Source organism: Sphingomonas sp. HMP9 (assembly GCF_013374115.1).
Classification (GTDB): Bacteria; Pseudomonadota; Alphaproteobacteria; order Sphingomonadales; family Sphingomonadaceae; genus Sphingomonas.
The window spans coordinates 2,281,963-2,298,962 of the sequence record NZ_AP022673.1 but is presented as its reverse complement, the minus strand read 5'-3'; the positions used below and the strand labels follow the sequence as shown (position 1 = coordinate 2,298,962).

At 66.0% G+C, this 17,000-nt stretch carries 17 protein-coding genes; 8 read left to right on the top strand and 9 right to left on the bottom strand.

The features are described from left to right. Nucleotides 1-27: 27 nt before the first annotated feature. The 3 genes from hslV to HMP09_RS10180 all read left to right on the top strand — a co-directional run bounded on the left by hslV (nt 28) and on the right by HMP09_RS10180 (nt 2,751). Nucleotides 28-570 carry an ATP-dependent protease subunit HslV gene (hslV, locus tag HMP09_RS10190; protein WP_056053053.1) on the top strand — a complete coding sequence of 181 codons (543 nt, stop codon included), beginning with the start codon at nt 28-30 and terminating at the stop codon, nt 568-570. A gap of 119 nt (nt 571-689) precedes the next feature. Then, on the top strand, nt 690-1,985 hold the full coding sequence (hslU, locus tag HMP09_RS10185; RefSeq protein ID WP_176500277.1) for an ATP-dependent protease ATPase subunit HslU: 1,296 nt from the start codon (nt 690-692) through the stop codon (nt 1,983-1,985). A gap of 100 nt (nt 1,986-2,085) precedes the next feature. After that, nucleotides 2,086-2,751 (top strand): nitroreductase, encoded by a 666-nt coding sequence (locus HMP09_RS10180; protein ID WP_176500276.1) that lies wholly within the window; start codon nt 2,086-2,088, stop codon nt 2,749-2,751. 161 nt (nt 2,752-2,912) lie between these two features. On the opposite strand, the gene HMP09_RS10175 is transcribed toward HMP09_RS10180, so the two are convergent. The 4 genes from HMP09_RS10175 to HMP09_RS10160 all read right to left on the bottom strand — a co-directional run bounded on the left by HMP09_RS10175 (nt 2,913) and on the right by HMP09_RS10160 (nt 6,066). Next, complete coding sequence (locus HMP09_RS10175; RefSeq protein ID WP_176500275.1) at nt 2,913-3,179, bottom strand: hypothetical protein; 267 nt, start codon at nt 3,177-3,179, stop codon at nt 2,913-2,915. A gap of 54 nt (nt 3,180-3,233) precedes the next feature. Continuing rightward, entirely contained in the window at nt 3,234-4,673 is a 1,440-nt protein-coding gene (locus tag HMP09_RS10170) for a DEAD/DEAH box helicase (RefSeq protein ID WP_176500274.1), read from the bottom strand. Between the two features lie 225 nt (nt 4,674-4,898). Further along, on the bottom strand, nt 4,899-5,627 hold the full coding sequence (locus HMP09_RS10165) for a Crp/Fnr family transcriptional regulator (protein WP_176501704.1): 729 nt from the start codon (nt 5,625-5,627) through the stop codon (nt 4,899-4,901). Nucleotides 5,628-5,811: 184 nt separating this feature from the next. After that, entirely contained in the window at nt 5,812-6,066 is a 255-nt protein-coding gene (locus tag HMP09_RS10160) for a DUF6894 family protein (protein ID WP_176500273.1), read from the bottom strand. 150 nt (nt 6,067-6,216) lie between these two features. Here HMP09_RS10160 and HMP09_RS10155 point away from each other — a divergent pair, with 150 nt between their 5' ends. From HMP09_RS10155 to HMP09_RS10135, 5 genes are all read left to right on the top strand, one after another. Beyond that, on the top strand, nt 6,217-7,251 hold the full coding sequence (locus tag HMP09_RS10155) for a fumarylacetoacetate hydrolase family protein (RefSeq protein WP_176500272.1): 1,035 nt from the start codon (nt 6,217-6,219) through the stop codon (nt 7,249-7,251). A gap of 139 nt (nt 7,252-7,390) precedes the next feature. Next, complete coding sequence (locus HMP09_RS10150) at nt 7,391-8,680, top strand: 3-methyl-2-oxobutanoate dehydrogenase (2-methylpropanoyl-transferring) subunit alpha (protein ID WP_176501703.1); 1,290 nt, start codon at nt 7,391-7,393, stop codon at nt 8,678-8,680. A gap of 56 nt (nt 8,681-8,736) precedes the next feature. Continuing rightward, complete coding sequence (locus tag HMP09_RS10145) at nt 8,737-9,744, top strand: alpha-ketoacid dehydrogenase subunit beta (protein ID WP_176501702.1); 1,008 nt, start codon at nt 8,737-8,739, stop codon at nt 9,742-9,744. Further along, the gene (locus HMP09_RS10140) at nt 9,744-11,060 is read left to right on the top strand and encodes a dihydrolipoamide acetyltransferase family protein (protein ID WP_176500271.1); all 1,317 of its coding nucleotides are present in this window, start codon (nt 9,744-9,746) and stop codon (nt 11,058-11,060) included. The genes HMP09_RS10145 and HMP09_RS10140 overlap by 1 nt, the downstream gene beginning before the upstream one ends. A gap of 7 nt (nt 11,061-11,067) precedes the next feature. Then, nucleotides 11,068-11,292 (top strand): hypothetical protein, encoded by a 225-nt coding sequence (locus HMP09_RS10135; protein ID WP_176500270.1) that lies wholly within the window; start codon nt 11,068-11,070, stop codon nt 11,290-11,292. 6 nt (nt 11,293-11,298) lie between these two features. On the opposite strand, the gene HMP09_RS10130 is transcribed toward HMP09_RS10135, so the two are convergent. From HMP09_RS10130 to pgi, 5 genes are all read right to left on the bottom strand, one after another. After that, a complete protein-coding gene (locus tag HMP09_RS10130) occupies nt 11,299-12,075 on the bottom strand; it encodes an SDR family NAD(P)-dependent oxidoreductase (protein WP_176500269.1) in 777 nt (258 codons plus the stop codon). A gap of 155 nt (nt 12,076-12,230) precedes the next feature. Then, on the bottom strand, nt 12,231-13,427 hold the full coding sequence (locus HMP09_RS10125) for a thiolase family protein (protein ID WP_176500268.1): 1,197 nt from the start codon (nt 13,425-13,427) through the stop codon (nt 12,231-12,233). Between the two features lie 72 nt (nt 13,428-13,499). Next, on the bottom strand, nt 13,500-14,855 hold the full coding sequence (gene gorA / locus HMP09_RS10120; protein ID WP_443026412.1) for a glutathione-disulfide reductase: 1,356 nt from the start codon (nt 14,853-14,855) through the stop codon (nt 13,500-13,502). 107 nt (nt 14,856-14,962) lie between these two features. Further along, nucleotides 14,963-15,340 carry a DUF4174 domain-containing protein gene (locus HMP09_RS10115; protein WP_176500266.1) on the bottom strand — a complete coding sequence of 126 codons (378 nt, stop codon included), beginning with the start codon at nt 15,338-15,340 and terminating at the stop codon, nt 14,963-14,965. Between the two features lie 162 nt (nt 15,341-15,502). Further along, nucleotides 15,503-16,993: a glucose-6-phosphate isomerase gene (gene pgi, locus HMP09_RS10110; RefSeq protein WP_176500265.1), complete on the bottom strand. Its 1,491-nt coding sequence runs from the start codon at nt 16,991-16,993 to the stop codon at nt 15,503-15,505. Nucleotides 16,994-17,000: the final 7 nt, after the last annotated feature.

Sequence of the window (17,000 nt, the reverse complement as noted above, 5' to 3'; positions counted from 1 at the left end):
GCTGGCATGAGCAACGACCCCCACGCCATGCCGACCTGGCACGGCACCACCATCCTCTCGGTCCGCCGCGGCGGCAAGGTCGTCGTGATCGGCGATGGCCAGGTCTCGATGGGCCAGACCGTCATGAAACCCAACGCGCGCAAAGTCCGCCGGCTCGGCGACGGCAGCGTGATCGGCGGGTTCGCCGGCGCCACCGCCGACGCCTTCACTTTGTTCGAACGCCTCGAACGCAAGCTCGAAGCGCATCAGGGCCAACTCCTGCGCGCCGCGGTCGAGCTCGCCAAGGACTGGCGCACCGACAAGTTCCTCCGCAACCTCGAAGCGATGATGATCGTCGCCGACAAGGACGTGACGCTGATCCTGACGGGCAATGGCGACGTGCTCGAACCCGAGAACGGCGTCGCCGCGATCGGCTCGGGCGGCAACTACGCGCTCGCCGCCGCCCGCGCGCTGGTCGAATACGAGACCGACGCGGAAGTGCTGTGCCGCAAGGCAATGCACATCGCGTCCGAACTCTGCGTCTACACCAACGACCGCCTCACGGTGGAGACGATGGACAGCACCACGTAATCCCCCTCCCGCTTGCGGGAGGGGTTGGGGGAGGGGCTGAAATACACCCCACCCACATCTTCCGCTGCGGCCATGCCCTCCCCCGACCCCTCCCGAGCGGGAGGGGAGAAAGTAAACAAATGAACGACCAGCTCACCCCGAAAGCCATCGTCGCCGCCCTCGACGCCCACATCATCGGCCAGGCCGCCGCGAAACGCGCGGTCGCCGTCGCGATGCGCAACCGCTGGCGCCGCCAGCAGCTCGACGAAGATCTTCGCGACGAAGTCACGCCAAAGAACATCCTGATGATCGGGCCGACCGGCTGCGGCAAGACCGAGATCAGCCGCCGCCTGGCCAAGCTCGCCGACGCGCCGTTCGTGAAGGTCGAGGCGACCAAGTTCACCGAGGTCGGCTATGTCGGCCGCGACGTCGAACAGATCGCGCGCGACCTCGTCGAGGAAGCGATCCGCCTCGAAAAGGAACGCCGCCGTGTCGCGGTGAAGGACAAGGCCGAGGAGGCGGCGATGGCTCGCCTGCTCGACGCGCTGGTCGGCAAGGATTCGAGCACCGCGACGCGCGAAAGCTTCAAGCAGCGCTTTCTCGACGGGCATCTCAACACCGCCGAGGTCGAGATCGAGGTCGAGCAGGCCCCGACCACGCCGTTCGAGATCCCCGGCGGTGCCCCGCAGATGATCAATATCGGCGAAATGATGAAGTCGTTCGGCGGCGGCCAGCAGTTGAAGCGGCGCAAGCTCACCGTCACCGCGGCGTGGGACAAGCTCGTCGAGGAAGAGGCCGACAAGCGCCTCGACCAGGACGAGGTCAGCCGCGTCGCACTCGCCGACGCGGAGGCCAACGGCATCGTCTTCCTCGACGAGATCGACAAGATCGCCGTCTCCGACGGCCGCGGCGGCTCGATCAGCCGCGAGGGCGTCCAGCGCGACCTGTTGCCCTTGATCGAGGGTACGACCGTGGCCACTAAATACGGGCCGATGAAGACCGACCACATCCTCTTCATCGCGAGCGGCGCGTTCCACGTCGCCAAGCCGAGCGACCTGCTCCCCGAATTGCAGGGCCGCCTGCCGATCCGAGTCGAGTTGAAGGGGCTGACCGAGTCCGATTTCGTCGCGATCCTGTCGGACACCAAGGCGTCGCTGCCGCTCCAGTACAAGGCGCTGATCGCGACCGAAGGCGTCGGCATCGAGTTCACCGAAGACGGCATCGCCGCGATCGCGCGCATCGCCGCCGAGGTGAATGCGGAGATCGAGAATATCGGCGCGCGGCGCCTGCAGACGGTGATGGAAAAGCTGCTGGAAGAGGTAAGCTATAACGCGGAAGACCGCGGCGGCTCGAACCTGGTCATCGACGGCGCCTATGTCGACAGCCAGCTGAAAGAGATCGCCCGCAACACCGACCTCAGCCGCTTCGTGCTCTAACGTTTTCCTGCGAACGCAGGAATCCAAGGTACAATGGGCATCGCTCGTAACCCTGGGTTCCTGCGTTCGCAGGAAAACCGGACGCCGATAGGAGAAGCCAATGGACGTGACCGAAGCCATCGCCGCCCGCCGCTCCGTCCGAGGCTTCCTCGACACCCCCGTCGACCCGACCCAACTCCACGACCTCGCCGTAAAGGCAGCCCGAGCAGCAACCGGCGGCAACCTCCAACCCTGGCACATCGCCATCGTCCACGGCGAACCGATGGCCCGCCTCAAGGCAACCATGGCGACAAATCTCGCCACCGGCGCCACCGAGCAGCCCGCCTACGACATCTACCCGAAAGACCTGACAACCCCCTACCGCGACCGCCGCTTTGCAGTCGGCGAAGCGATGTACGCAGAACTCGGCATCCCGCGCGACGACAAGGCAGCACGGCGAGACTGGTTCGCCCGAAATTTCGCGTTCTTCGGCGCCCCCGCCGCCTATTTCTGCACGGTCGGCAGACGCATGGGGCCGCCGCAATGGTCCGATCTCGGCATGTACCTGCAAAATCTGATGCTGCTCGCGGTGGAGGCTGGCCTCGCTACCTGCGCGCAGGAATGCTGGGCGATGTATCCGGAAACGGTCGGCGCGTTCCTCGACGTCCCCGAAGACCGCATGCTCTTCTGCGGCATGGCGATCGGCTACGAGGACAAGGCCGCGCCGGTGAACCGCCTCCGCACGGAGCGCGCGGACACGACCGAGTGGCTGACGACGATCCGCTGATGGCAAAGAGCTCACACCACTCCACACCACCGTCATCCTGACGAAAGTCAGGATCCAGGGTAGCGGGGCCACTCCATCTGGCTCTGGATCCTGACTTTCGTCAGGATGACGGTGGCATTTGGGGGGGGGCAGGGGCGTCACGCGACGGAATAGGGCAGGCCCTAAAGCACCACCGTCTTTGGCTTGGCGCCCTTGATCCCCGCAAGGATCATCGCCTCCCAGACGACAGGGTCACCCGCCGCGGCCATCGCCCGGTCAGGTTCGCGCAGCGTGCGCAGCACCGCGAGCGCGTCGGGAAGATAGTCCGCCCAGGCCGAATCGATCAGCTGCGACGCGGATTCGGCGTCGCCGCCCGCATTCGCGCTGATCCGCTGGCCGGCCAGCACGCGCGCGATGCGCTCGGCGACCGGGGTAGTGGAAACGTCCATCAGCATTCTCCTCGCGGGCCGGTCTTACACCAAATCCGCGAGGTGATCGAATGCTTAGCGTGCCGAGCTCGGACCCGCGCCGCGACCCGGACCACGGCCACCGCCGCCGCCACCGGCCGGACGACCACCGCCGCCCTGCCCCCCGGGACGACCACCGCCCTGCGGACGACCGCCGCCGCCACCCTGGCCACCGCCCTGACCGCCACGGCTGGCACCCGCATAGTTGCGGCCGGTGCTGCCGCCGGTTGCGCGCGGCGCATGCGTGGCGCGCGGACGCGCCGGATCGCGCGGACGGTCGATCCGGACTTCGGGGTCCGCCCCCATCGTCTTGACGCGCGTCTGCTTGATCTGGTTCGACAGGTTGACGAAATCGTCGGGCAGCGCGCGGACCGTCACCTTCTGGCGTGTGATCCGCTCGATGTCGCGCAGATAGGCTTTCTCGTCATCCGCGCAGAACGCGACGGCGATGCCGCTGGCGCCCGCACGTGCGGTCCGGCCGATGCGGTGGACATACTGCTCGGCGACGTTGGGCAGTTCGAAGTTGATGACGTGGCTGACGCCCGAGACGTCGATGCCGCGTGCGGCGATGTCGGTCGCGATCAAGACCTTGACCTTGCCCTGCTTGAATTCGCCGAGCGCCCGCTCGCGCTGGCCCTGGCTCTTGTTGCCGTGGATCGCGTTGCTGGCGATGCCGTTGCCGGCCAGCAGCTTCACGACGCGGTCGGCGCCATGCTTGGTCCGCGTGAACACGAGCGCGCGGTCGATCGCCGGATCGGCCAGCGTGATCGTCAGCAGCGCCTGCTTCTCCGATTGGTTGCAGAAGGTGACATACTGGTCGACGCGCTCGGCGGTCGTCGCGGCCGGCTTCACCGACACGGTCTTCGGGTCGAGCAGGAACTGGCTGGCCAGCTCGCGGATGGCGACCGGCATCGTCGCCGAGAAGAACAGCGTCTGGCGCTTCTTCGGCAGCATGCGGACGATCTTCTTCAGCGCGTGGATGAAGCCGAGATCCATCATCTGGTCGGCCTCGTCGAGCACGAGGATCTCGATCATCGACAGGTTGCAGAAGCCCTGCTCGATCAGGTCGATCAGACGGCCCGGCGTAGCGACGAGGATGTCGACGCCGCGGCTCAGGTCCTGGCGGTTCTTGTTGATGCTGGTGCCGCCGAACACGGTCGTCACCGACATCTTGCTGAACTGGCCGTAAGCGCGCGCGCTGTCGGCGATCTGGCTGGCGAGTTCGCGCGTCGGTGCGAGCACCAGCATGCGGCAATGCGTGGGCAGGACGCGCTTCTGATTTTCAGTCAGCCGCTGGATCGAGGGGAGCACGAACGCCGCGGTCTTGCCGGTGCCGGTCTGCGCGATGCCGAGCAGATCGCCACCCTCGAGCAGGATCGGGATCGACTGCGCCTGGATCGGCGTCGGCTCGGTATAGCCCTTGGCTTCGAGCGCACGGACGAGCGGCTCGGCAAGGCCGAGGTTTGCAAATGACATGAATGGTCTCTCAATAGATGCCGGGCTCGCGAATCCACGAAGCGGACGCACGAGGGGCGGTGGTGTTTGACACCCCGCGTGAAAAGGGAAGCCCGTTGGAAACGACCGAGGCGGAGCTTGGACCTTATTCAGGTCCGATCACGCTGCATGACACCTCGATGGCGGCTATGTCGTGCATCGACGCCAAAAAGTCAACCTGGGGCGCTTCAGCACCACGGACGGGGCTCAGCGCCGAACCTGGCCGAGATGCAGATACCGCTCGTTGAACTCGGCCGTATCGCGAAGACGGGGCCAGTCGATCACGCTCACCTGCCGCTTCTTGCGCGCGATCAGCCCGTCCGTTTCGAGCGATTTTAGCACGCGGTTGACGTGCACCGGCGTCAGCCCGAGCGCGTCGCCAAGCTGCTCCTGCGTCATCGGCAACTCATAGGCCATCGCATCCCCGAGCGTCGATGTCTTGAACCGAACGGAGAATTCGCAGAGCAGATGCGCCAACCGGCTGCGCGCGTTGCGCCGTCCGATGTTGAGCAGCCATTCACGGTGGATCGATGCCTCGACCAGCGCATCAATCCACATCGTCTGACCTGCCGCCGGACAGGATTCGACGAACTGGCGCAGCGCCACGATCGGCACCTCGGCCAATGTCAGCCGGGTCAGCGCCTGGATGTCGTGATCGGATTCATCGAGGAACAGGTTCTGCAGGTCGACGAACTCGCCGGGCATCAGGATCGACACGATCTCGCGCTCGCCATTCGTCGTCAGTTTCTGCCGATAGGCGATGCCGTCGAGGATGAATGCGCATCGCGTGGGGCGCTGGCCCTCGCGCAGCATGTAGGTCGACGCGTCGATCGTCCGTACCTTGAATGGCAAGGTCGCGATTTTCGCGCGGTCGTCCGCATGCAGAGACGCCCGCGATTCGAACTTCCGTATGACCTGTTCAGTCACGGTGGACATATCCACGGGCACTCTCCGCATCCAGGGCAGGAGCACTCGTCTCTCGCTGTCACCCTCTCTTGGATAGCGTGTCCTCGCGACACGTACCTTATCCCAGGATTGAGCGGGCCGACAAAACCCATGTTATAATGTTGCCGAGCAAAGTCGGGCGTTTCCGCTCGTCAGTGCGATCGCCAAAGCCGACTTAGGTGTGAGGCGGACCCGGATCCTGCCCCGCTTCGTCGACCATCACGACGACGCTCAGCAGCATGCGTCCCTGGTCGTTTCGCACCGCGACGCGGAACTGCGCGCCGTGTCGTGCGATACCCGGGTGGTCGCTCAGGTAATCGCCTGCGAATATGATCGCCTGGACGCGTGCTTCCTCGTCGTCGGGCAGGTCGGTGCCGTCATCGTCATTGACGTGTTTATGGTTGTCGATGTCGAAGAAGTATCTGGGCATGCTCGACTTCCTCAACTGTTACGCGACCCCGATCCTAGCAGCCTGCAAACCGCTCGGCTCTTACCAAAATCAGTTTCTCTGCGCGCTGCATGCTCGACTTGAACTGCGTCGCGGGCGTAGGATGCGTGCAAACACTAGAGGATACGCCGCATGAAACTGGCCAGCCTGAAGCATCTCGGTGCCACCCGTGCCAACGCCAAGCAGGGACGGGACGGCAAGCTTGTCGTCGTCTCGAACGATCTCGCCTGGTATGCCGATGCGAGTCATATCGCTCCGACGCTGCAGGCCGCACTCGACGATTGGGATCGGCTCTCGCTCGACCTTGCGAATCTGGCAACCGATCTCGAACACGAGATGATCCCGATGCGGCGCTTCCACGAGCACGACGCCGAGTCGCCGCTGCCGCGTGCGTATCAATGGGCGGACGGCTCGGCCTATGTGAACCACGTTGCACTGGTGCGGCAAGCGCGCGCGGCGGAGATGCCAGACAGCTTCTGGCACGATCCGCTGATGTACCAGGGGGGATCGGACGGGTTCCTGGGGCCGCGCGATCCGATTCCGCTCGGCGACGAAGCATGGGGCTGTGACATGGAGGCGGAGGTGGTCGTCGTCACCGGCGACGTGCCGATGGGCGCGACCCGCGATGTTGCGCTGGCGGCGATCCTGCTGGTCGGGCTGACCAACGACGTGTCGCTGCGCAATTTGATTCCGGGCGAACTGGGCAAGGGCTTCGGCTTCTTCCAGTCGAAGCCGGCGAGCGCGTTCTCGCCCGTATTCGTCACGCCCGACTCGCTCGGCGACTGGTGGAAGGACGGCAAGCTGCACCGCAAGCTGATGGTCGATCTCAACGGCCAGCCGCTCGGCCGCGCCGAGGCCGGCGAAGACATGACGTTCGATTTCGGTACGCTGGTCGCACACGCCGCCAAGACGCGGAAGCTGGGGGCGGGGGCGATCGTCGGATCGGGCACCGTCTCGAACCGTGGACCCGACGGTGGCCCCGGCAAGCCGATCGCGGAGGGAGGCGTCGGCTATTCCTGCCTCGCCGAAGTCCGGACTATCGAGACCATCCAGGGCGGCAAGCCCGTCACGCCGTTCCTTAAGAAGGGCGACACGGTGCGTATCTGGGCCGAAGACGACAAGCATCACCCGATCTTCGGCGTGATCGAACAGATCGTCGGCGGCTGATTCCAGCGGAGGGGGAGAAAAAATCCGCGCGGCATATCGTGAATGCGCAACTCCCCCTCGCAATCTGCGTTGAAATTTAATAACAAGCCTCGGTAAGAGTGTTCCGCGGTCACAGCGGCCTCATGGAGATGGAATGACGATGGCAAGCGAGCATCCGCGCGCCAATTTGCAGCCGCTTACGCTGCATATCCCCGAACCCAAGTTCCGCCCCGGCGATGCGGTGGACTTCGCCGACGTCGACGTGCCGCCCGCCGGCGAGGCACGGCGCCCCGACACCGCGGACAAGGCGTCGGACTTCACCGATCTCGCCTACACGCTGGTCCGCGTGCTCGACGACGACGGCAACGCGGTCGGCCCCTGGGATCCCAAGCTTTCGCCTGACGTGTTGCGCCGCATGCTGCGCAGCATGGCGCTGCTCCGCGCGTTTGACGAGCGCATGTTCCGAGCGCAGCGGCAGGGCAAGACCAGCTTCTACATGAAGGCGCTGGGCGAGGAGGCGGTCGCGGTCGCTGCGGCCTATGCGCTCGATTACGAGGACATGTGCTTCCCGTCCTATCGCCAGCAGGGCCTGCTGATCGCGCGGGGCTGGAGCCTCGTCGACATGATGAACCAGATTTATTCGAACACCGCGGACAGGCTCGGCGGCAAGCAGCTGCCGATCATGTATTCGGTCAAGGAAGCCGGCTTCTTCTCGATCTCGGGCAACCTCACGACGCAATATCCGCAGGCCGTGGGCTGGGCGATGGCGTCCGCCGCCAAGGGCGACACGCGGATCGCGGCGACGTGGTGCGGCGAGGGCTCGACCGCCGAGGGCGACTTCCACTCCGCCTGCACCTTCGCCGCGGTCTACCGCGCGCCGGTGATCTTCAACGTCGTCAACAACCAGTGGGCGATCTCGAGCTTCTCCGGGTTCGCCGGCGCCGAGGCGACGACGTTCGCGGCGCGCGCTGTCGGCTACGGCATTGCCGGGCTTCGCGTCGACGGTAACGATGCGCTGGCGGTGTACGCCGCGACGCAATGGGCCGCCGAGCGCGCGCGGACCAATCAGGGCCCGACGCTGATCGAGCACTTCACCTACCGCGCGGAGGGCCATTCGACCTCGGACGATCCCGGCCAGTATCGCAGCGAAGGCGAACCCAATGCGTGGCCGCTCGGCGACCCGATCAAGCGCTTGAAGGATCACCTGATCGTGATCGGCGAATGGGACGATGAGCGGCACGCCGCGCAGGACAAGGAACTCGCCGAGCAGGTCAAGGCCGCGCAGAAGGAAGCCGAGAAGAACGGCATTCTCGGCCACGGCCTGCACCAGCCGCTCGAATCGCTGTTCGACGGCGTGTTCGAGGAACTGCCGTGGCATTTGAAGGAGCAGCGTCAGCAGATGCTCGATGAAGAGGCGGCAAGCGGCCGTCCATGGGATCGCAAGGCATGACCGACATGATCGAGGCACCCGACGCCGAAGCAGTGGACGGCGGCGAAACCACCCGCATGAACATGATCCAGGCGATCAACTCCGCCATGGACATCATAATGACGCGCGATCCCGACGTGATCGTGATGGGCGAGGATGTCGGCTATTTCGGCGGCGTGTTCCGCGCGACCGCGGGGCTCCAGGCCAAGCACGGCAAGACGCGCGTGTTCGACACGCCGATCACCGAATGCGGCATAATCGGCGTCGCGGTCGGGATGGGCGCGTACGGCCTGCGCCCGGTCCCCGAGATTCAGTTCGCCGATTACATCTACCCGGCGCTCGACCAGCTCGTTTCCGAAGCCGCGCGTCTCCGCTACCGTTCCGCCGGCGAGTTCACCTCGCCGATCACGGTGCGCTCGCCGTTCGGCGGCGGCATCTTCGGCGGGCAGACGCATAGCCAGTCGCCCGAGGGGCTGTTCACGCACATGTCGGGCATCAAGACGGTCATCCCGTCGACGCCCTACGATGCCAAGGGCCTGCTGATCGCCGCGATCGAGGACAACGACCCGACGCTCTTCTTCGAACCCAAGCGCATCTACAACGGCCCGTTCGACGGCTATTGGGATCGCCCGTCGCAGAACTGGTCGAAGCACCCGGCCGGCGAAGTCCCGACCGGCTATTACAAGATCGAACTCGGCAAGGCGAAGATTGTCCGTGCGGGCGAGGCGCTGACGATCCTTGCTTACGGCACGATGGTCCATGTCTGCGCCGCGGTGGTCGCCGAGGCGGGAATCGATGCCGAGATTGTCGACCTGCGCACGCTCGTGCCGCTCGACATCGAGACGATCGAGGCGTCGGTGAAGAAGACCGGGCGCTGCATGATCGTCCACGAGGCGACTCGCACCAGCGGGTTCGGCGCTGAGCTGTCGGCGATCGTCCAGGAACGCTGTTTCTACCATCTCGAGGCGCCGATCGAGCGCGTGACCGGGTTCGACACGCCGTACCCGCACAGCCTCGAATGGGCGTATTTCCCGGGGCCGGTTCGCATCGGCGAGGCCCTCAAGAAGATCATGAAGGACGCATAATGGCCCGCTTCACCTTCAAATTGCCGGACATCGGCGAAGGCATCTCCGAGGCCGAGATCGTCGCCTGGCACGTCGCCATCGGCGACCGTGTCGAGGAAGACTCGCCGATCGCCGACATGATGACCGACAAGGCCACCGTCGAGATGGAGTCGCCGGTAACCGGCGTCGTCGTCGAGCTCGCGGGCGAGGTCGGCGATCAGGTGTCGATCGGCGCTGCGCTGGTGGTGATCGAGACGGATGCGGTCGAGAGCGGAGACGAGGTGGTGGCCGCACCGCCGACGGCGGCGCAGGCGGAGACGGCTGAGCAATACGAAGCCGAGAACCCGGGCGTCGAGGAGGTGGCAACCGAAACTCCCTCTCCCCCCCGGGGAGAGGGGCAGCCCCAGGCGGAAACGCCGGCAACGGCCCCAACCCCTCACCCCAGCCCTCTCCCCGCAGGGGAGAGGGAGCAGAAGGCGCACGCGCTCGCATCCCCCGCGGTCCGCGCCCGCGCGCGCGATCTCGGCATCGACCTCGCCTCGGTAAAGACCGACGCCGACCGAGTCCGCCACGCCGATCTCGACGCCTACCTCCGCTACGGCTCCGGCGAGGGCTATCACCCCCCCCACGCGTCACGCGCCCGCGAAGACCAGCCGATCAAGGTCATCGGCATGCGTCGCCGCATCGCCGAGAACATGGCCGCGTCGAAGCGCGCGATCCCGCACTTCACCTATGTCGACGAGATCGACGTCACCGCGCTTGAAGCGATGCGCGCCGACCTCAACGCCAACCGCGGCGGCCGCCCCAAGCTGACGATGCTCCCGCTGATGATCGTCGCGATCTGCAAGACGATCCCCGACTTCCCGATGCTGAACGCGCGCTATGACGACGAAGCAGGCGTGGTCACGCGGCACGGCGCCATCCACCTCGGCATGGCCGCGCAGACCGACGCAGGCCTCACCGTCCCCGTGATCCGCGACGCACAGGACCGCAACGTCTGGCAGCTCGCGACCGAGATAACCCGCCTCGCCGAAGCCGCGCGCGCCGGCAAGCTCGCCCCCAACGAGATGGGCGGCGGCACGATCACCGTCACCTCGCTCGGCCCGCTCGGCGGCATCGCGACCACCCCGGTCATCAACCGCCCCGAAGTCGCAATCATCGGCCCGAACAAGATCGTCGAGCGCCCCGTCTTCAAGGGCGACGAGATCGTCCGTGCCAAGCTGATGAACCTCTCGATCAGCTGCGACCACCGCGTCGTCGACGGCTGGGATGCGGCCAGCTTCGTCCAAGGGCTGAAGAAGTACCTGGAAACGCCCGTCCTTCTGTTCGCGGACTGAGGCGCGCGTGAAAAGCATGCACCGCGGTGATCTGACGATCGAAGGCCGGTTCGACGGGATGCTTCAGGGCACCGCGATCGTACCGGCCGACGCCGTCGCCGAGATCGCGGGCATGATCGACGGCACGCTGATCGTCGAGTGCGGGGCGACCGTTCTCGTCAGCGGCATGGTTCATGGCGAAATCGTCGATCGTGGCGGGCAGATTGCGGTGACGGGCATGGTCGGCCGCTGACCCGCCTCAGTCGCGTGCCTTCTGCAACGCGCCGGCAATCCGCCGCGCGAGGCTTCTCGGCGTAAAGCGTATCCCCTCGGTCATCGCGACGTTGAGCAGGCCGGACACCTTTACCGCCCGGTTCGCGGCCAGCGCCGCCAGCCCGTCCCGCACCACCGCACCCGGATCGCTCGCCAGCCGTTCGAACAGCGCGGTGTCACCCAGCCCGGCGATATCGGCAAACTCGGTGCGCGTGGGGCCGGGGCACAACGCGGCCACCCGCACGCCCTTGGCCTTCACCTCCTCGTGCAGCGCCTCGGAAAAGCTCAGCACGAACGCCTTGCTCGCATAATAGACCGCCATCCACGGTCCCGGCTGGAACGAGGCGACCGAGGCGAGGTTGAGGATCCCGCCGGACCCGCGCGCGATCATCTGCGGCAGGACCGCATGCGTCAGCGCCACCAGCGCGCGGCAATTGAGATCGATCATCCCCAGTTGCAGCGTACGGTCGAGGTCCGCAAAGTCCCCCCGCGCACCGAACCCGGCATTGTTGATCAGCACGTCGACCGGCAGCGCTGCCGCCGCAATCGCCGCGATCAACGCAGACGGGCCATCCGGATCCGCGAGATCGGCAGCAAAGACATGCACCGTGACGCCGTGCGCCGCGCGCAGTTCGGTCGCCAGCGACTCGAGCCGAACGACCCGCCGCGCGGTGAGGATCAGCGTGGTCCCCTCGGCCGCAAGCGCACGCGCAAAGCCTTCGCCCAGCCCCGCCGATGCGCCGGTAATCAATGCCGTCGTCATAGCCCGCGCCCCATCGAGAATGCGCAAACCTGCGCCCGGCTCAGGACGTTGGCAATGCCCCAGCCGCGCATCTCCCTCTCCCATCGGGGAGAGGGAAGGGGCCCGCGGCGTCTTCGCCGTGGGAAGGGTGAGGGCACGCCCGCGCCGGTCCAACCTCAAACGATCTCGAACAACCCCGCAGCACCCATGCCCCCCGCAGTGCACATCGACACCACGACATAGCGCACGCCCCGCTTGCGCCCCTCGATCAGCGCATGCCCGACCAGCCGCGATCCGGTCATCCCGAACGGGTGCCCCACCGCGATCGCGCCGCCATTGACGTTATACTTCTCCGGATCGATGCCGAGATGGTCGCGGCAATACAGGCACTGCGACGCGAACGCCTCGTTCAGCTCCCACAGTCCGATATCGCCCACCGACAGCCCTGCGCGCTCGAGCAGCTTCGGGATCGCGAAGATCGGCCCGATGCCCATCTCCGCCGGGCTGCACCCTGCCGCCTGGAACCCGCGATAGATACCGAGGATCTCCTTGCCTTCGGCCTCCGCGGTCCTGCGATCCATCAGCAACTGCGCGGACGCGCCGTCCGACAGCTGGCTAGCATTGCCCGCGGTCACGCTCGTGCCGGGGCCGGTGAATTCGCCGCCCGCCCACACCGTCTTCAGCCCGCGAAGGCCCTCCAGCGTCGTCCCCGCGCGGATGCCCTCGTCCTGCGATAACGTGACGCTCTCGATTCCGGCGTGATTGCCCTGCTTGTCGAACAGCGCCTTCTCGACGGTGATCGGCACGATCTCCTCCGCAAACGCGCCACTCGCGAGCCCCGCCGCCGCGCGCTGCTGGCTCATCGCCGCATAGGCATCCTGCGCCTCGCGGCTGATGCCATAGCGCTCGGCGACGATCTCCGCGGTCTCGATCATCGGGATATAAGCCGCGGGCTCCTTGGCGATCACGCTTGCATTGACGTAGCGCGGCGCATCCTTTGTGACGGTGTAGCTGATCGACTCCATCCCGCCGGCCAGCGCGACATCGGCCTCGTCGCAGATGATCGTCCGGGCCGCGACCGCAACCGCGGTCAGCCCGGACCCGCATTTCCGGTCGAGCGTGAACGCGGGCACCGACTCGGGCAGTCCGCCGGCGAAGATCGCCATGCGTCCTGCGTTACCGCCCTGCGTGCCCCATTGGTTGCCGATGCCCCAGAACACCTCGTCGATCCGCGCTGGATCCACCCCGGCGCGATCGACGACCGCATTCATCACATGCCCCGCCAGCACCGGCGCCTCGGTCGCGTTGAACGCGCCGCGATAGGCTTTGCCGATAGCGGTACGGGCGGTCGATACGATGGCGGCTTCACGCATGCTGGAACCTTTCGAGGATCAGGTATGTGGCCGATCTACCGAATTGTGCGCATGGCGGAAAGCCCTGCCGCCTTACTTCATCAGAACGAGCTCTTCCGCCATCGTCGGATGCAGCGCGACCGTCGCGTCGAAATCGGCCTTGGTCAGCCCCGCCTTCACCGCGACCGCGGCGGATTGTAGAATCTCGGGGCAGTCCGGCCCGATCATGTGGATGCCGACGACGCGGTCCGTCTCGCCGTCGCAGATCATCTTGTAGAGCGATCGCTCGTTCCGGCCCGCCAGCACGTTCTTCATTGGCCGGAAGTCCGACGTGTACACCTTCACCGATCCCAGCGCCTGCTTGGCCTGCGACTCGGTCATGCCGACGCCAGCCATCGGCGGGTGGCTGAACACAGCAGCGGGGACGTTGGCGTAATCGACTCGGGTCGGCTTGTTGCCGAAGAACGTATCGGCGAACGCCTGCCCCTCACGGATCGCGACCGGGGTCAGCTGGATGCGGTTGGTGACGTCGCCTACCGCGAAGATGCTGTCGCAGCTCGACCGGTTGTCGTCATCGACGACCACCGCGCCCGCCGCGTCGAGCTCGACGCCTGCGGTTTCGAGCCCGAGGCCCTTGGTATTAGGCAGGCGGCCGGTCGCGAACATCACGAGGTCGACGACGATCGGCTCGTGCCCGTGCGTGTGCACCGTCAGGCAGCCATTTTCGCCTTTCTCAATACGCTCGAACGCAGCGTTGAAGCGAAAATCGATGCCCTTGCTCATCGAGATCTGGAGCAGGCGGTCGCGAATCGACTCGTCATAGCCGCGCAGGATCACGTCGGTCCTGTTGACCAAGGTCACGTGCGATCCGAACTGGTGGAAGATCCCCGCGAACTCGTTGGCGATATAGCCCGCGCCTGCGATCAACACGCGCTTCGGCACCTCGTCGAGATGGAACACCTCGTTCGAGGTGATGCCGTGTTCCGAACCGGGGAAGTCGGGCACGAGGGGATGCGCGCCGACCGCAATCAGGATCTTCGCCGCGGTCTTATTGCTGCCGTCGGCAAGCGTCACCTCGTTGGGGCCGGCGACGACCGCGCGCTGATGGATGATCTCGACATGGTTGTTCTCGAGCGTGGTCGTATAGGCGCCATTGATCCGGTCGACCTCTTCCATCACGTTGTCGCGCAACGTCGGCCAGCTGAACGCGCAATCGTCGGGCACCTGCCAGCCAAAACGCTTGGCGTCCTTCAGATCCTCGGCGAAATGCGCGCCATAGATCAGCAGCTTCTTCGGCACGCAGCCGCGGATGACGCAGGTCCCTCCGACCCGGTATTCCTCCGCGACCGCGACACGCGCGCCATGCGCGGCGGCGACGCGCGATGCGCGCGTACCGCCCGAGCCTGCGCCGATGACGAAGAGGTCATAGTCGAATTGGGTATCGGTCACAGGCAATCCTTGTACGTCGCGCCGCCGCGCTGCGGCTTTGGGTGCCATCTGGGGCAGGGGGGATGCGCGGACAAGGCCAGCGCAGCCATCAGGGTGATCGGCCGGCTCTATCGCCGACCCGCCCGCCGCATGGGCATCGCGTCGATTGTCTGTTCCAGCACGGCAGTGGGGAAGGGCTTGGCGCTGCGCAGTTTCTCGCCGCCGTCCTTGCCGATCAGGATCGCGGTGAACGTGGTGGGAAGACGGTATTTGCGGCGGATAGATGCGGCGGGGTCGCCCGCGCCGCGGACTTGGCCGCCGATGACCTCGACGATAGTAAGATCGCGGTCGTCGCTCTTCGCCTTCCAGCTCGCAAGGATGCGACGTTGCTCAGCGAGCGCAACATCTTCCCCAGAAGGGGCTGCAACGATCAAAACGCGCCGCTCCCACTTCATCTGCCCGAGGGTAGGGGAGGCGGCGAGCGCTACGGCGAGGAGAAAGGGCATATAGGACGAACGCGCAACCGTCAGTTGTTCTCCCGCGAGCTATTGTTCTCCCGCGAAAGCGGGAGCCCAGGGTCACGAGCGCTGCGAGCGGTATCCTGGGCCCCCGCCTCCGCGGGGGAACAAGATTTGAGCGGATCAGGGGGAGGGCTAGCCTCCCCCAAATCACCCAAACGCCCGCGTGATCAGATCGTCCGTCGAGGGGTCGAACGTCTGTCCGCCCTTCTCCGCCGCCTTCGCCATTTCCTTTCCCAGCTCCACCCCGAACTGGTCGAACGAGTTGATCCCCAGCAGCACGCCGTTCACGAACACGCGGTGCTCGTAAAACGCGATCAGCGCCCCCAGCGTGCGCGCATCGAGATCGTCGAGCAGCAACGTCGACGACGGCCGATCACCCGAATAGCTGCGCGCCGGATCCTCGACCTGCTTGCCTGCCATCAACGCCGCGCCCTGTGCAAACGCGTTGAGCAACAGCGCACGATGATGCTCGTCGGGCAGCGTATCGCCCGGCTCGATCGACGCGACGAACTCGACCGGCACGAGGTGCGTGCCCTGGTGGAGCAACTGGAACACCGCGTGCTGCGCCTCGGTCCCGACCCCGCCCCAGGTGATCGCCGCCGACGGCCGCCCGAGCGGTTCGCCCTCCGCGGTCACCGACTTGCCGTTCGACTCCATCTCCAGCTGCTGGAGATAGCTCGGCAGCAACCGCAACCGCTCGTCATAGGCGAACGTCGCGCGCGTCTCGGCATGGCGGATCTGCGTGTAATACAGGTCGGCGAACGCCGCGAGCGCCGGCGCATTCTCGTGCAGCGCGGCAAGCCGGAAATGCCGATCCATCTCCGCGGCCCCTTCGAGCAGTTCCTCGAACCGGTCCCAACCGAGCGCGATCGCCGCGGGAAACCCGATCGTCGACCACAGCGAATACCGCCCGCCGACGCTCTCCGAAAACGGCAGGATGCGAGTCTCGTCGACACCCCATTCCATCGCCTTTTCAGGCGCGGCGGTCAGCGCGATCACGCGGCCGTAAGGGTCCTCGACATTATGCTCGGTCATCCACTGCAACACCGCCTCGGCGTTCATCAGCGTCTCGGTCGTTGTGAAGGTCTTCGACGCGACCACCAGCAACGTCGCCGCCGGATCGAACTTCGCGAACACATCCTCCAGCGCCACCCCGTCGACATTGGCGACGATCCCGACGTCGTAGCGCTTGTCGTCGCGCCCGAGCGAATCGACCAGCAATTGCGGCCCCAGCGCCGACCCGCCGATCCCGACGTGCAGGATATGCCGCACCGGCCCGAGCGCATCCGCCTCGATCGCGTCGATCAGCGTCCGCATCCGGGCATGGCTCGCCTGCGCGATCGCGACGCTCTCGGGCTTGCCCTCGCCGCGCTCGGCGGTGTGCTCGACCGCGCGGCCCTCGGTGACGTTGACGATCTCGCCCGAGAACATCGCCTGGCGCTTGCCAGCCAGATCCTGCGCCTTGGCCATCGCCTCGAACGCGGTGATCATGTCGGTCGTCAGATGCGTCTTCGACCAGTCGAAATGGATGCCCGCGACGTCGAGGCTGAGCTTCGACAGGCGCTCCGAATCTGCTGCGAACAGGTCGGTCAGCTTGGCGGCGGGCAGGGCTTCGATCGTGGACCAGTCGGCGGTCATGCTACTT

Bases quoted from the DNA above. Each gene is read 5' to 3' on its own strand.
- HMP09_RS10125 (WP_176500268.1), bottom strand. From the start codon at position 13,427: ATGCGTGAAGCCGCCATCGTATCGACCGCCCGTACCGCTATCGGCAAA.
- HMP09_RS10115 (WP_176500266.1), bottom strand. From the start codon at position 15,340: ATGCCCTTTCTCCTCGCCGTAGCGCTCGCCGCCTCCCCTACCCTCGGG.
- HMP09_RS10165 (WP_176501704.1), bottom strand. From the start codon at position 5,627: ATGTCCACCGTGACTGAACAGGTCATACGGAAGTTCGAATCGCGGGCG.
- HMP09_RS10145 (WP_176501702.1), top strand. From the start codon at position 8,737: ATGAACATGATCCAGGCGATCAACTCCGCCATGGACATCATAATGACG.
- hslU (WP_176500277.1), top strand. From the start codon at position 690: ATGAACGACCAGCTCACCCCGAAAGCCATCGTCGCCGCCCTCGACGCC.
- HMP09_RS10180 (WP_176500276.1), top strand. From the start codon at position 2,086: ATGGACGTGACCGAAGCCATCGCCGCCCGCCGCTCCGTCCGAGGCTTC.
- pgi (WP_176500265.1), bottom strand. From the start codon at position 16,993: ATGACCGCCGACTGGTCCACGATCGAAGCCCTGCCCGCCGCCAAGCTG.
- HMP09_RS10160 (WP_176500273.1), bottom strand. From the start codon at position 6,066: ATGCCCAGATACTTCTTCGACATCGACAACCATAAACACGTCAATGAC.
- HMP09_RS10130 (WP_176500269.1), bottom strand. From the start codon at position 12,075: ATGACGACGGCATTGATTACCGGCGCATCGGCGGGGCTGGGCGAAGGC.
- HMP09_RS10155 (WP_176500272.1), top strand. From the start codon at position 6,217: ATGAAACTGGCCAGCCTGAAGCATCTCGGTGCCACCCGTGCCAACGCC.
- HMP09_RS10140 (WP_176500271.1), top strand. From the start codon at position 9,744: ATGGCCCGCTTCACCTTCAAATTGCCGGACATCGGCGAAGGCATCTCC.
- hslV (WP_056053053.1), top strand. From the start codon at position 28: ATGCCGACCTGGCACGGCACCACCATCCTCTCGGTCCGCCGCGGCGGC.
- HMP09_RS10150 (WP_176501703.1), top strand. From the start codon at position 7,391: ATGGCAAGCGAGCATCCGCGCGCCAATTTGCAGCCGCTTACGCTGCAT.
- HMP09_RS10175 (WP_176500275.1), bottom strand. From the start codon at position 3,179: ATGGACGTTTCCACTACCCCGGTCGCCGAGCGCATCGCGCGCGTGCTG.
- HMP09_RS10170 (WP_176500274.1), bottom strand. From the start codon at position 4,673: ATGTCATTTGCAAACCTCGGCCTTGCCGAGCCGCTCGTCCGTGCGCTC.